This window comes from Streptomyces sp. NPDC057877, from assembly GCF_042796855.1.
Classification (GTDB): domain Bacteria; phylum Actinomycetota; class Actinomycetes; order Streptomycetales; family Streptomycetaceae; genus Streptomyces.
On the sequence record NZ_JBHVMS010000015.1, the window covers coordinates 43,111 to 56,872 of the forward strand.

Here is a 13,762-nt window from a genome sequence, read left to right on the forward strand (position 1 = left end):
TCGTACGGTCAGCCGGGGAACCGCCCGGTGCTGCGCAGCGCCCAACGGCGTTCGGCGTAGGCCAGGTCATCGCGCCACAGGCGCCCGGCCGTACGCCGTATCAGCGGGCGCAGCACGGGGGCGGCGGCCCGCGCGAGGGCGAAGCCGGGCCGGTCCGAGGCGGCGATCGTCGCCTCCACCACGGCGGTGCGCGGCCGGGCGTGCCCCGCTCCGGTCAGCGGAGTCGCGTGGGTCTCCACCACGGACGTGGCGCCCTCCCCGTCGGTGATCCGCATGACCACCGTGCGCGGCTCCGGTGCGGTGAACTCGGCCCGCACCGGGACCACCAGGCGCCCGGCCACCCGGAAGGAGACATCGACGACGAAGGCGTCGTCCTCCTCGCCCCGCGGCTCCTCCGCCACCGTCAGGTCGACGAACGAGTACGGGTGGAACCAGGAGCCGTGCCACGGGTCGAGCCGGTTGGCCACCACATCCTGCGGTTCGCACCGCCCCACCGCCGTGTACACCGCGTCCACCCCGCTGCCCGCCGCGGGCCGCGGGGGCACCACAGGACGGTCGGCGGGCTCCTCGCCGCCCACGTCGTCCAGCCGTACCCAGACGAGTACGCCGTCGTCGTGCGCCGGGAACGGCTGCCAGCCGGCGGTGGGGGAGCCGTCCAGGGCGAGGCCGTGCCAGTGGCACACCAGCGTGCCGCACGCCGCCACCCGGCTCTCGCGCAGGGGAGCGCCCAGGTGCGGGCAGATCCCCTGACCCGCGCGCAGGTCACCGGTCGCCGAGCGCCACAGCACGACCTCCACACCGGCGACCGTCCTGCCGTAGGGGCGGTCCGCCGCGCGGATGTCCCGTGAGGCGCCGACCACGAACCAGTTGCCGGACGGACGGGTGGACGCCCGCTTGAGCGCCTCGGCGATGAGTGCCGGTCGTGCCTGGCGCCACGTCGGTGGCTGCGCCGCCCAGTCCGGGCCGGGACGCCTGAGCCGCAGCGGCGGGGTCCAGCGCCTCCCGCCCGTTCGCTCACTCACCGCACCGGTTCCTTCCGTTCGGCTGCCGGACCACCCGCCGTGGCCGCTCCACGCGGGGCGCGGGCCTGCCACCGGGCAGCGGCCACGCGCAGCACACCGGCTGCGGCGGTGGCCGCGCGACGCCGACGCGACACGACCGCACGACGGTGCAGGACGGCGTAGTCCTGCTCCGCGATCGCGTCGAGGATCCCGCCGTACAGGGTGAACGCGGTGCGGATGCACGGCCGCACCCGCGGATCGAGCATGGCGATGCCCGGCTCCGCCGTCCGGTACACCTCGCGCGTCATGGCTTCCGCGGCGACCAGGGCCGCGCGGATCCGCGGATCGGTGCGCCCGGTACGCCGACTCCACTCCAGCAGCGGTCTGTCCACACCGTGCGAGGCGAGCAGATCGCCGGGCAGGTAGACGCGGCCCCGGTCGAGGTCCTCGCCCACGTCCCGCAGGAAGTTGGTGAGCTGGAACGCCACACCGAGCGCCGCCGCGTGCGGTGCCGCCTCCTGCCTCGGCGTGACGGTGCCGAGGACCGGCAGCATCTGCAGACCGATCACCGCGGCCGAACCGTGCACGTACTTCCGCAGGTCGGCGTAGGTCGGATAGTCCGTCACGGTCAGGTCGGCACGCATCGAGGCCAGGAAGTCGGCGAAGAGACCGTGCTCGATGGCGTACCGGTCGGCGGTGTCGGCGAGGGCCCGGACCACCAGTTCGTCGCCGCCACCGCAGCGCAGCCCGCTCGCGAGGTCGCTCTCCAGACGGCGCAGCAGCCGGTCGCGCTCCTCGGGCCCGCGGTGCCGGTCGAGGTCGTCCACGATGTCGTCGGCCCAGCGGGCGAAGCCGTACAGCGCGTGCACGGCCGAGCGGCGTTCGAGCGGTAGCAGACGGGTGGCCAGGAAGTACGTCTTGCCGTGGCGGGCGTTGAGCCGTCGGCACCGGGCGTAGGCGGCGCGGAGCGCGGGATCGGTGATCCCGGCCGCGTCGAGTTCACGACGGGTCATCGGCACCTGCCGGGGCGGGGACGGGGGAGGGACCGCTCGCGGCCGGGGGCCGGGGTGCGCGTGCGGGCCGGGAGCCGGTGCCGCCGGTGACACGCGCGGCGGCGAGCTTGCCGCTGATGAGCACGGTCGGCACGCCGACCCCGGGGGTGGTCCCGCATCCCGCGAGCACCACGTTCTCCACCTCCCGTACGAGATTGCGCGGGCGGAACGGCCCGGTCTGGGCGAACGTGTGGGAGACCGAGAAGGGACTGCCAGCGCCATGGCCCTGCCGCGCCCAGTCGAGCGGGGTCACCAGGAGTTCTTCCTGGACGCTGTCCGCGAACCCGGTCAGGCCCCGGCGCTCCAGTTCGGTGACCAGGCGGTCGCGGTAGCGCGGACCGAGGTCGCGCCAGGCGTCGGCCGCGGGGCCGACGGCCGTGTTCGGGCAGGGGGCGAGGACGTAGTGGAGGTGGCGTCCCGGCGGTGCCAGGGCGGGATCGTGCGTGGTGGGTCGGGTGATCAGCAGGGACGGGTCGCTCATCAGCTCGCCCGTGCGGGTCAGCTCGTCGAAGGTGCGCTCCCACGCGGCCCCGAAGGAGAGGGTGTGGTGGGCGAGCTGCGGCCAGGTGCGGTCGGTGCCCGCGTGCAGGATCACGGCGGACGGTGCGTGGCGCAGCCGGGCGGGCCGCCGGGGCGCCCGGCCCAGCAGCCGGTAGGCGGCAGGCAGTTCACAGGTCAGTACCACCGCGTCGCAGGAGACGCGCTCCCCGGAGGCCAGCCGGACGGCTCGCACCCGGCCCGCCGACCGCTCCAGGCCGCTCACCTCGGCCGCCCAGCGCAGGTCGGCGCCGGCTTCCGCCGCAGCGTCGGCCATGGCGCGGGGGAGCGCGTGCATGCCGCCCCTGGGGAACCAGACACCGGCCACGGTGTCCATGTACGCGATCACCGCGTAGGCCGCCAGGGCGCGGGCCGGGGCCACACCGGCGTACAGGGCCTGGAAGGAGAAGACGCGGCGCAGGCGGTCGTCGGACAGGAAGCGGCCGATCCGGCCGTCCAGCCGCCCGAACCCGCCCAGCGCCGCCAGCCGGGCCAGATCCGGGTGCAGCAGCTGGAAGGGCGAGTCGAAGTTGGTGTCGATGAAGCGGCGCATCTGCGCCGCGTACAGGCGCTCCAGCCAGCGCCGCAGATCCCGGTATCCGGCCGCCTCGGCCGGTCCGGCGAAGCGCCGTACCTCCGCCTCCATCGCCTCGCCGTCGGTGTGCACGTCGAGCGAGGAACCGTCCGCGAAGCACGCCCGGTACGCCGGACGCAGAGCCGTCAGCTCGACGCGGCGGCGCAGGCTGTCCCCGACCGCCGCGAACGCCTCGTCGGCCAGGTGCGGCATGGTCAGGACCGTGGGCCCGGTGTCCACCTGGTACCCGCCCAGCCCCAGGCGCCCGGCCCGGCCGCCGGGACCGGCGTCCCGCTCGACGAGGGTGACCCGGCGGCCCGCGCCCAGCAGGTGCAGCGCGCAGGCGAGTCCGGACAGTCCGGCACCCACCACGACGACGTGGTCGGTCGGTCCCGGCACCCTTCTCACGCGACCTCCTCGGCACGGCGCGGGGCCACGCCGGTGGCGCGGTGCACCAGTGAGGCGAACTCCTGGCGTACGGCCGGGTGGGCGCCGGTGCGTTCGAAGTGGCCGAGGCTCAGGTCCGTCAGCTCCTCGATCTTCGCCTCCACGAGGTCCCGGGCGCCGGTGCGTTCCAGCGCCGCCCGCGCCCGCCGCACGGCGTGCCCGGACCGTGGGTGCGCGTCCGGGGCCAGTCCCGCGGCGGCCTGGCGGTCGTCGGCGGCGTCGGAGAGCTGGAGGGCGACGGAGAGCAGGTAGGTGAGCTTGCGGGAGCGCAGGTCGTCGTCGGCTGGCTTGCCGGTCCGCTCCGGGTCGCCGAAGGCGCCGAGCAGGTCGTCCCGCAGCTGGAAGGCCAGCCCGGCGCACCGTCCGGCCGCCCGCAGCGTGTCCAGCACGCTCGCGTCGGCCCCGGCCAGCGAAGCACCCAGCGCGAGGGGCCGGGCGACGGTGTACAGGGCGCTCTTGAGGGTGGCGACGGCCAGCGCCTCGTCGGCACTCGACGAACGGGTGGCCTCGGCGCGCAGGTCGCGGTACTGCCCGGCGACCATCTCGGTGCGCATCGCCCGCCACTCCTCGTGCAGACACCGGCCGTGCGGCGTACCGAGTGCCGTCTCCGTCAGCAGGTCGTCCGCCCAGGCCAGCGCCAGGTCACCGGCGAGCACGGCGGCCGACGTCCCGAACGCCTCCGCGCCGCCGTGCATGCCCGCGGCCTGGTGCGCGCGGGCGAGTTCGACGTGCAGGGCGGGGGCGCCCCTGCGCCGCACGGACCCGTCCATCACGTCGTCGTGCACGAGGGCGCAGGCCTGGAGCAGTTCCAGGGCGGCTCCCGTGCGCAGTACGGCGGTGGCGTCGCCGGAGCCGCCCGCGGCGCGCCAGCCGCAGTGCGCGAAGGCCGCGCGCAGCCGTTTGCCGCCCCGCCCGACCAACGCGGCCAGGCGGTCGGCCAGCTCCTGGGCGAATACGGGATCGACGGCGCGGCAATGGCGTAGTCGTTCGTCGAGGACCTGCTGGAGAACGGCGCCGACGGGCGTCCCCGCGTCGGACGCGGTGAGGGGGGCGTCGACGAGTTCGGCCGGTGGGGCCACCACCGGCGGCAGTCCAGGCATGCACAACCCCTTCTCACTCTCGGTCATCCGCACGGCAGTGCTTCGGCTGCGTGCCCGCGTACGGATGCGCTGATTCCTGCCCGGTTGTGCGCCGGTGTCGGACGAACTTCACCTCAGCGGCCCACCGGCGGGGTGATTCACGGTGGTGCGTCACCCCGCGCGTGTTCCTGCTCGCGGACGTCCGCGAGGTCGGTGAGCCGGTCGAGCTGCCGCACCGGCCGGGCGGTGCGCCGGTTGTCGGCCAGCCGCTCCCGGTGCCGGTCGAGGAAGGCCCAGTAGCCCGCGGTGTACGGGCACGCGCGCTCCCCGGTGCGGTCGCCCGGCCGGTAGGCGCAGGGACCGCACAGGTCGCTCATGCGGTGGACGTAGGCGCCACCCGAGGTGTAGGGCTTGGTCGTCATGCGTCCGCCGTCGGCGTACTGGGACATGCCGACGACGTTGGGGAGCATGACCCAGTCGTAGCCGTCGACGAAGCAGCGGTGGAACCAGTCCGTGACGGCGGCGGGGTCCCAGCCCCGCTGGAGGGCGTGGCTGCCGAGGACCATCAGCCGTGGGATGTGGTGCGTCCATCCCGTGTCGCGCACCTGGGCCAGGACCGTGCGCAGGCAGTTGGCCCGGACGGCGTCCGCGTCCAGGTCGTTCCACCAGTCGGGCAGCGGGGCGGTGTGCCGCAGTGCGTTGGAGTGCCGGTAGTCCGCGCCGAAGTACCAGTACAGCTGCCACACGTACTCGCGCCATCCGGCGATCTGCCGGACGAATCCCTCCACGCTGTTGAGCGGGGCCCTGCCCTGCCGCCACGCCTTCTCCGCCTCCTCGACGCATTCGGCGGGATCGAGGAGACCGAGGTTGAGCGAGGAGGAGAGCAGGCTGTGGCTCATGACCGGGTCGGCGGCCAGCATCGCGTCCTCGTACGGTCCGAAGGTGGCGAGCCGGTGCTCGACGAAGCGGCGCAGGGCCCGTCGCGCCTCCGTCCGGGTCGCGGGGAACAGCCGGGGCCCGTCCCGTCCGACGAAGGAGACGTCCCCGTCGCGTTCCCAGCGGTCGAGGTCGTGGCGGACCTCTTCGTCGATGTGGTCCTCACGGGGCCGGTAGGGGCGGCTGATCCCGAGGGAGGCGGTGTCGCGGGGCGGGGGTTCCCGGTTGTCGTGGTCCAGGTTCCACTGGCCCCCCGCCGGTTGACCGCCGTCCATGAGCAGGTCGTGTCCGCGACGGACCCAGCGGTAGAAGTCCTCCTGCCGCAGCCGCTTCCCGTCGTGGCCGTCCGCCCACTCGGCGAAGTCGGCCATCGGCACGAGGAACCCCCGCGCGGGGCCCACCGTCACGCGCGGGAGGGCCCGCACCAGGCGCAGGGCCGCGTGCGAGGTGGGGTGGTGGACACGGACCGGGCGCCCGCGGGCCGCCCGGTCGAGGCCGTCGCGGTACGTCTCCGCCCGTACGTAGGTGACGCGGTCGCCCAGTTCGGCCGCGCGGTGACGCATCGCCGACAGGACGAGATGGGCCTTGGCCCGGTGGAACCGGCGCCGTCGGAACACCGAGCGGGCCTCGATCACGATCAGGGGCGTGTCGCGTCCGGGGCCGTCCTCGTCCGGGGTGAGGAAGTGCGGGCCGAGCTGGTCGCCGAAGATCCAGTGCACGAGTGCGTGCCTCCTCAGTCAGGGCCGCGGGCGCGCGGGGAGCGCGCGAGCCCGTCGGCGAGGTCGATGACCGGTTCCGGTGCCGTCCACGAGGAAGCCGATGAAGCCGATGAAGCCGATGAAGTCGAGGAAGCCGAGGAAGTCGATGAAGCCGATGAAGTCGAGGAAGCCGAGGAAGTCGATGAAGCCGAGGAGATGCCGGGCGCCGATCCGCCTCAGGCGGGCGGACCGCCGTGGCCCGCCGCCCGGTCGGCCCCTCCGCCGACGCCGAGCAGTCCCGTCGCCGAGAACGGCTCCGCCGCCGCGAGCCGGGGCAGTTCGCGCCGCGACAGCCAGGTCACTACGGGCGGCATCGCGGCCCGCACGAGCTGGGTCGAGCGCAGCCAACGGGGAACGTACACGGCCGCCCGGCGCCGCTCGACGGCCGTGACCAGCCGCCCCGCCACGTACGCGGCCGGGAACACCTTGCGCGCCGGGGGTGGCATGTGCCCGCGCAACTCCCGCAGCACCGCGTGCTCGTCGGCGTCGCGCACCATGTCGGTGTCCGTCCAGTTGATGTAGGCGATCCCCACGCCCACCCCGCGGTGCGCGACCTCGGCGCGCAGCGCGGGGGCGAACGACTCCACCCCCGCCTTCGACGCGCAGTAGGCACTCATCATCGGTGCCGCGCCTATCGACGCGAGCGACCCCACTTGCAGGAGGTAGCCGCGCGTGTCGATCAGGTCGGGCAGGAACGCGCGGGCGGTGATCGCGCTGCCGATGAGGTTCACCTCGACGACGCGGCGCCAGACGGCGGGATCCGACTCGACGAACGGACCGCCCTCCGCCACCCCCGCGTTGGCGATGACCACCGAGGCAGGACCGAAACGGGCACGGATCTCGGCGCCGACCCGGTGCATACGCCGGTCGTCGGTGACATCCGCCTCCCAGCACGCGGCGGACCCCGTGGGCAGCGAGTCCCTGACCCGGGCCAGGGTGCCCTCCTCCCGGCCCAGCAGTGCCACCCGCGCGCCTCGCTCGGCCAGGACCCGCGCGAGCGCCGCCCCGAGGCCCCGGGCTGCCCCGGTCACGACGGCGACGCGACCGTGCAGGGGCGTACGGTCGACCGGCATGGGGGGTTCCTTTCCGGGGTGACACCTGCCCGGCCCACGCTAGACGCCTCACGGTCAGGGGGCATGTCGGCCGCTTCCTGACGGGTCGGCAGCGCTCCGGCACGGAACCGCCGGGACGGCACCGTCCGGCCATCGTTCGCCCGGGGTTCACCCGGGTGATCCCCTCCTGGCTCACGTGCGCACGGGTCAGGAGGGGTATACGGCGGCGTTGGTCCCGGAGGGCCTCAGATGTCCCGGAAGATCTCGATCTGCGCCCCGATCGAGTTCAAGCGCTCCGCCAGATCCTCGTACCCCCGATTGATGACGTACACGTTCCGCAGCACCGACGTCCCCTCCGCCGCCATCATCGCCAGCAGCACCACCACCGCGGGCCGCAGCGCGGGCGGGCACATCATCTCGGCGGCGCGCCAGCGGGTGGGGCCCTCGACGAGGACGCGGTGGGGGTCCAGGAGTTGGAGGCGGCCACCGAGGCGGTTGAGGTCGGTGAGGTAGATGGCGCGGTTGTCGTAGACCCAGTCGTGGATGAGGGTCTTGCCCTGGGCCACGGCCGCGATCGCCGCGAAGAACGGGACGTTGTCGATGTTCAGGCCGGGGAAGGGCATGGGGTGGATCTTGTCGATCGGCGCCTCCAGCTTGGAGGGGCGGACCGTCAGGTCGACCAGGCGGGTGCGGCCGTTGTCGGCGAAGTACTCCGGGGTGCGGTCGTGGTCGAGGCCCATCTCCTCCAGGACCGCCAGCTCGATCTCCAGGAACTCGATCGGCACCCGACGGACCGTCAGCTCGGACTCCGTGACGACGGCGGCGGCGACCAGGCTCATCGCCTCGACCGGGTCCTCGGAGGGGGAGTAGTCCACGTCGACGTCGATGTTCGGGACACCGTGGACGGTGAGGGTGGTGGTGCCGATGCCCTCCACCCGCACCCCCAGCGCCTCCAGGAAGAAGCACAGGTCCTGGACCATGTAGTTGGAGGAGGCGTTGCGGATGACCGTGACGCCGTCGTGCCGGGCGGCGGCGAGCAGCGCGTTCTCGGTGACCGTGTCCCCGCGTTCGGTGAGGACGATGGGGCGGTCGGGGCGCACCGTGCGGTCGACGACCGCGTGGTACTGGCCCTCCGTCGCGGCGATGTCGAGGCCGAACCGGCGCAGCGCGATCATGTGCGGCTCGATGGTCCGGGTGCCGAGGTCGCAGCCACCGGCGTACGGCAGCTTGAAGCGGTCCATGCGGTGCAGTAGCGGGCCGAGGAACATGATGATGGAGCGGGTGCGTACCGCGGCGTCCGCGTCGATGGAGTCCAGGTCGAACTCCGCCGGGGGGATGAGTTCCAGGTCGACGCCCTCGTTGATCCAGCGGGTGCGTACGCCGATGGAGCCGAGCACCTCCAGCAGGCGGTAGACCTCCTCGATCCGGGCGACCCGGCGCAGCACCGTGCGCCCCCGGTTGAGCAGTGAGGCGCACAGCAGGGCCACGCACGCGTTCTTGCTCGTCTTGACGTCGATGGCCCCCGAGAGACGACGGCCGCCCACCACCCGCAGATGCATCGGGCCCGCGTAGCCCAGCGAGACGATTTCGCTGTCCAGGGCTTCACCGATTCGGGCGATCATCTCAAGGCTGATGTTCTGGTTGCCGCGCTCGATGCGGTTCACGGCGCTCTGGCTGGTGCCGAGCGCCTCGGCGAGCTGCGCCTGCGTCCAGCCGCGGTGCTGCCGGGCGTCGCGGATGAGCTTGCCGATGCGTACGAGGTAGTCGTCTGCCATGCGGTTGAGGCTATCTCAGATATGAGATCGCGCCTCCCGGGGGGTCCATTCGGGTGATGGACCGTCAACGGCGCCTGCGTGACGTCGTACGACGCCATCCGAAAGGTCCGGGCAAATCCATCGATGTCGTACGACGTCCGGTACTGCTGCGGGTGTGGCGCGGGCCCGTCCTGCCGCCGGTGGTGATGGACCACGAACGCTTGTTGAGGTTCAGCCGTACTCCGGGAAGGATGCGAAAACTCTTACGGAACGTAAGGGGCATCCCTGCCTCCCTTCGGGTTGCGGACTGCTGACTGTCAGTCCGGTTACCCCCAAGGGGAGGAGTCATGGCCGTACCGGCCGTCCGTTGGGGCGCACGCCACACCGGGGCCGGGCATGACCATCCCGCCCCCATGTACTAGAGTTATCTCGACATCGAGATATCTGCCGAGGCGCACCGCACCGCCAGCCCTGGTAAGGGTTACCTAACTTAGCCTCACCTTAACGGATCGGCCAAGACGGCGTGGCGGCAGGATTGCGGTGGTACGCGCACATCAATGAAGGAGACTGTCGTGTCGGCGAACAGCTTCGACGCCCGCAGCACGCTGAAGGTGGGCGACGAGTCGTACGAGATCTTCCGCCTGGACAAGGTGGAGGGCTCGGCCCGGCTCCCCTACAGCCTGAAGGTCCTGCTGGAGAACCTGCTCCGCACCGAGGACGGCGCGAACATCACCGCCGACCACATCCGCGCGCTCGGCGGCTGGGACTCCCAGGCGCAGCCCTCGCAGGAGATCCAGTTCACGCCCGCCCGTGTGATCATGCAGGACTTCACCGGCGTGCCCTGTGTCGTGGACCTCGCGACCATGCGTGAGGCCGTGAAGGAGCTGGGCGGCGATCCCAACAAGATCAACCCGCTCTCCCCGGCCGAGATGGTCATCGACCACTCCGTCATCGCCGACAAGTTCGGTACCAACGACGCCTTCAAGCAGAACGTCGACCTGGAGTACGGCCGCAACAAGGAGCGCTACCAGTTCCTGCGCTGGGGCCAGACCGCGTTCGACGACTTCAAGGTCGTCCCGCCGGGCACCGGCATCGTCCACCAGGTGAACATCGAGCACCTGGCCCGCACCGTGATGGTCCGCAACGGCCAGGCGTACCCCGACACCCTCGTGGGCACCGACTCGCACACCACCATGGTCAACGGCCTCGGCGTCCTCGGCTGGGGCGTCGGCGGCATCGAGGCCGAGGCCGCGATGCTCGGCCAGCCGGTCTCCATGCTCATCCCGCGCGTCGTCGGCTTCAAGCTCACCGGTGAGCTGAAGCCCGGCACCACCGCCACCGACCTGGTGCTCACCATCACCGAGATGCTGCGCAAGCACGGCGTCGTCGGCAAGTTCGTCGAGTTCTACGGCGAGGGCGTGGCCGCCACCTCGCTGGCCAACCGCGCCACCATCGGCAACATGTCGCCGGAGTTCGGCTCCACCGCCGCGATCTTCCCGATCGACGACGAGACCCTGAACTACCTCCGGCTCACCGGCCGCTCCGAGCAGCAGGTCGCGCTCGTGGAGACCTACGCCAAGGAGCAGGGCCTCTGGCTGGACCCGCAGGCCGAGCCGGACTTCTCCGAGAAGCTGGAGCTGGACCTGTCGACGGTCGTCCCGTCGATCGCCGGTCCCAAGCGTCCGCAGGACCGGATCGTCCTCGCGAACGCCGCCGAGCAGTTCAAGCAGGACGTCCGCAACTACGTGGACAGCGTGGACGAGGCGGGCGTCGAGTCCTTCCCGGCCTCCGACGCCCCGGCCGTCACCCCGAACGGCGCCCCCTCCAACCCGGTCACCGTCACCGCCCCCGACGGCTCGTCGTACGAGATCGACCACGGCGCGGTCACGGTCGCGGCCATCACCTCCTGCACCAACACCTCCAACCCGTACGTCATGGTCGCCGCCGCGCTGGTCGCGAAGAAGGCCGTGGAGAAGGGCCTGACCCGCAAGCCGTGGGTCAAGACCACCCTCGCCCCGGGTTCGAAGGTCGTCACCGACTACTTCGACAAGGCCGGGCTCACCCCGTACCTGGACAAGGTCGGCTTCAACCTCGTCGGCTACGGCTGCACCACCTGCATCGGCAACTCCGGCCCGCTGCCGGAGGAGGTCTCCAAGGCCGTCAACGACCACGACCTCGCGGTCACCTCGGTGCTCTCCGGCAACCGCAACTTCGAGGGCCGGATCAACCCCGACGTCAAGATGAACTACCTGGCGTCCCCGCCGCTGGTCGTCGCCTACGCCATCGCGGGCTCCATGAAGGTGGACATCACCAAGGACGCCCTCGGCATCGACCAGGACGGCAACCCGGTCCACCTCGAGGACATCTGGCCCACCGAGGCCGAGGTCAACGACGTCGTCGCGAGCGCCATCGGCGAGGACATGTTCGCCAAGTCCTACAGCGACGTCTTCGCGGGCGACGCCCAGTGGCAGGCGCTGTCCATCCCCACCGGCAACACCTTCGAGTGGGACCCGGAGTCGACGTACGTCCGCAAGCCCCCGTACTTCGAGGGCATGCGGATGGACCCGGCCCCGGTCGAGGACATCTCCGGCGCCCGGGTGCTCGCCAAGCTCGGCGACTCGGTCACCACCGACCACATCTCCCCGGCCGGTGCCATCAAGGCCGACACCCCGGCGGGCAAGTACCTCACCGAGCACGGTGTCGAGCGCCGCGACTTCAACTCCTACGGTTCCCGCCGCGGCAACCACGAGGTCATGATCCGCGGTACGTTCGCCAACATCCGGCTGCGCAACCAGATCGCGCCGGGCACCGAGGGCGGCTACACCCGCGACTTCACCCAGCCCGACGCGCCGGTGTCGTTCATCTACGACGCCTCCCGCAACTACATCGAGCAGGGCATCCCGCTGGTCGTCCTCGCGGGCAAGGAGTACGGCTCCGGCTCGTCCCGCGACTGGGCCGCCAAGGGCACCGCGCTGCTCGGCGTCAAGGCCGTCATCGCCGAGTCCTACGAGCGCATCCACCGCTCCAACCTGATCGGCATGGGCGTGCTCCCGCTGCAGTTCCCCGAGGGCGGCTCCGCCGAGGCCCTCGGTCTGACCGGCGAGGAGACCTTCTCCATCTCCGGCGTCACCGAGCTGAACGACGGCACCACCCCGCGCACGGTCAAGGTCACCACCGACACCGGTGTGGAGTTCGACGCGGTCGTCCGCATCGACACCCCCGGCGAGGCCGACTACTACCGCAACGGCGGCATCATGCAGTACGTGCTGCGCAGCCTGATCCGCAAGTAAGCGGCTCACGCCCGCACAGGGCCGCATCCCCGCATCCGGGGGTGCGGCCCCCGCCGTATCTGTTTACATCCGGCCCGCCCGCCGCTACCTTCCCCTCCCAGGGGTGGGAGCGCTCCCATTGGTGCTGCGGACCGGAACCCGTCGTGCCTCTCCGCTCCCACCCCGCCCGGGCCCCTCAGTGGGCCAGCACCCGTGCCGCCCAGTCCAGTTGCCGCCGGACGTGCAGCGCGTCCCCGCCCTCGTGGCCGTTGTAGGGGTAGGCGTGGATCTCCCGGCGCGGATCGGCGCCGCTCAGCTCCGCGTACCGGTTGAAGGCGGCGTAGGCGCCGCTCGGCGGGCACACGGTGTCGCGCAGGCCCACGCCGAAGTGGGCGGGCGCGTGGGCGCGTCGGGCGAAGGAGACGCCCTCGAGGTAGGCGAGCGTGCGGTGGGCGGAGGCCTCGGCGCCGCGGTGGACGGCGAGATACGCGGCGATCTCGCCGTAGGGACCCGCGTCGGCCAGCTCCAGCGCCCGTCGGATGCCGCACAGCAGCGGGGCGGTGACCAGGGCCGCCGCGAGGTCCGGGACCAGGCCCGCGACGGCCAGCGCGAGGCCGCCGCCCTGGCTGTTGCCGAGCGCGGCCACCCGGGTCGGGTCCACGCCGGGCAGGGCGCGCACCGCGGTGACGGCGCGGACGGCGTCCGTGATCAGGCGGCGGTAGTGGTGGTCGTGGGGGCTGCGCAGGCCGCGGACCGCCGGGCCCGGGCCGCCCGGCGCGGTGGCGTGCGGGTCGGGGGTGTCGCCGCCGTTGCCGTACTGGTCGCCCTGGCCGCGGTTGTCCATCAGCAGATGGGCGTATCCGGCGTTCGCCCAGGTCAGCCGCTCGTGCGGGAAGCCCCGGCCGCGCCCGTAACCCGCGTACTCGACGACCGCGGGGAGGAGGCCGGGCGCGTCGGTGGGGCGGGTGAACCAGGCGCGCACCGGGTCGCCCGCGAAGCCGCGGAAGGTCACGTCCCAGGTCCGCACCAGCCGCAGCCCGGTCGCCACGGGCCGTACGGAGAGGACGGGTTCGCGTGCGGCGGCCTCCTTCAGGGTGTGCTGCCAGAAGTCGTCGAAGTCGAGGGGCTCCTCGACGGCCGGGCGGTACCGCTCCAGCTCGTGCGGCGGCAGATCGAAGGCGGGCACGGGACCTCCCGGTGCGTCCGGTGGATTCGGTCGTGGTCGGATCCCGCTTGGCGCAAAGCGGTCCGATCGTTGCGTCTTTGCATCAGAATGTTTCGCCGTCAAGTGCTCTCGAAGCAC

Annotated in this window: 10 protein-coding genes; 1 reads left to right on the forward strand and 9 read right to left on the reverse strand. The window is 72.4% G+C overall.

All coding sequences use genetic code 11. The features are described from left to right. Positions 1-8: 8 nt before the first annotated feature. The 8 genes from ACFVQG_RS35715 to ACFVQG_RS35750 all read right to left on the reverse strand — a co-directional run bounded on the left by ACFVQG_RS35715 (position 9) and on the right by ACFVQG_RS35750 (position 9,473). Positions 9-1,022 carry a DUF5914 domain-containing protein gene (locus tag ACFVQG_RS35715; RefSeq protein WP_383391905.1) on the reverse strand — a complete coding sequence of 338 codons (1,014 nt, stop codon included), beginning with the start codon at positions 1,020-1,022 and terminating at the stop codon, positions 9-11. After that, a complete protein-coding gene (locus ACFVQG_RS35720; RefSeq protein ID WP_383391908.1) occupies positions 1,019-2,014 on the reverse strand; it encodes a phytoene/squalene synthase family protein in 996 nt (331 codons plus the stop codon). The genes ACFVQG_RS35715 and ACFVQG_RS35720 overlap by 4 nt, the downstream gene beginning before the upstream one ends. Beyond that, entirely contained in the window at positions 2,001-3,572 is a 1,572-nt protein-coding gene (crtI, locus tag ACFVQG_RS35725) for a phytoene desaturase family protein (protein WP_383391911.1), read from the reverse strand. The genes ACFVQG_RS35720 and crtI overlap by 14 nt, the downstream gene beginning before the upstream one ends. Then, positions 3,569-4,711 carry a polyprenyl synthetase family protein gene (locus ACFVQG_RS35730; protein WP_383391914.1) on the reverse strand — a complete coding sequence of 381 codons (1,143 nt, stop codon included), beginning with the start codon at positions 4,709-4,711 and terminating at the stop codon, positions 3,569-3,571. The genes crtI and ACFVQG_RS35730 overlap by 4 nt, the downstream gene beginning before the upstream one ends. A 137-nt stretch (positions 4,712-4,848) precedes the next feature. After that, positions 4,849-6,345, reverse strand: a complete 1,497-nt coding sequence (locus ACFVQG_RS35735) for a cryptochrome/photolyase family protein (RefSeq protein WP_383391916.1) — start codon at positions 6,343-6,345, stop codon at positions 4,849-4,851. A 215-nt stretch (positions 6,346-6,560) separates the two neighbouring features. Further along, positions 6,561-7,457 carry an SDR family oxidoreductase gene (locus tag ACFVQG_RS35740; protein ID WP_383391918.1) on the reverse strand — a complete coding sequence of 299 codons (897 nt, stop codon included), beginning with the start codon at positions 7,455-7,457 and terminating at the stop codon, positions 6,561-6,563. Positions 7,458-7,681: 224 nt separating this feature from the next. Further along, entirely contained in the window at positions 7,682-9,211 is a 1,530-nt protein-coding gene (locus tag ACFVQG_RS35745; RefSeq protein ID WP_383391921.1) for a helix-turn-helix domain-containing protein, read from the reverse strand. Between the two features lie 64 nt (positions 9,212-9,275). After that, positions 9,276-9,473 carry a DUF4236 domain-containing protein gene (locus ACFVQG_RS35750; protein WP_383391923.1) on the reverse strand — a complete coding sequence of 66 codons (198 nt, stop codon included), beginning with the start codon at positions 9,471-9,473 and terminating at the stop codon, positions 9,276-9,278. A gap of 289 nt (positions 9,474-9,762) precedes the next feature. On the opposite strand from ACFVQG_RS35750, the gene acnA reads away from it, so the two are divergent. After that, positions 9,763-12,480: an aconitate hydratase AcnA gene (gene acnA, locus ACFVQG_RS35755; protein WP_383391925.1), complete on the forward strand. Its 2,718-nt coding sequence runs from the start codon at positions 9,763-9,765 to the stop codon at positions 12,478-12,480. 175 nt (positions 12,481-12,655) lie between these two features. Here the strand turns inward: acnA and ACFVQG_RS35760 are convergent, their stop codons facing one another. Further along, positions 12,656-13,645 carry an acetylxylan esterase gene (locus tag ACFVQG_RS35760; RefSeq protein WP_383391928.1) on the reverse strand — a complete coding sequence of 330 codons (990 nt, stop codon included), beginning with the start codon at positions 13,643-13,645 and terminating at the stop codon, positions 12,656-12,658. Positions 13,646-13,762 lie beyond the last annotated feature (117 nt).

Excerpts from the sequence above, each read along its gene's own strand:
- ACFVQG_RS35720 (WP_383391908.1), bottom strand. The coding sequence starts at position 2,014 with ATGACCCGTCGTGAACTCGACGCGGCCGGGATCACCGATCCCGCGCTC.
- ACFVQG_RS35730 (WP_383391914.1), bottom strand. The coding sequence starts at position 4,711 with ATGCCTGGACTGCCGCCGGTGGTGGCCCCACCGGCCGAACTCGTCGAC.
- ACFVQG_RS35740 (WP_383391918.1), bottom strand. The coding sequence starts at position 7,457 with ATGCCGGTCGACCGTACGCCCCTGCACGGTCGCGTCGCCGTCGTGACC.
- ACFVQG_RS35745 (WP_383391921.1), bottom strand. The coding sequence starts at position 9,211 with ATGGCAGACGACTACCTCGTACGCATCGGCAAGCTCATCCGCGACGCC.
- ACFVQG_RS35750 (WP_383391923.1), bottom strand. The coding sequence starts at position 9,473 with ATGCCCCTTACGTTCCGTAAGAGTTTTCGCATCCTTCCCGGAGTACGG.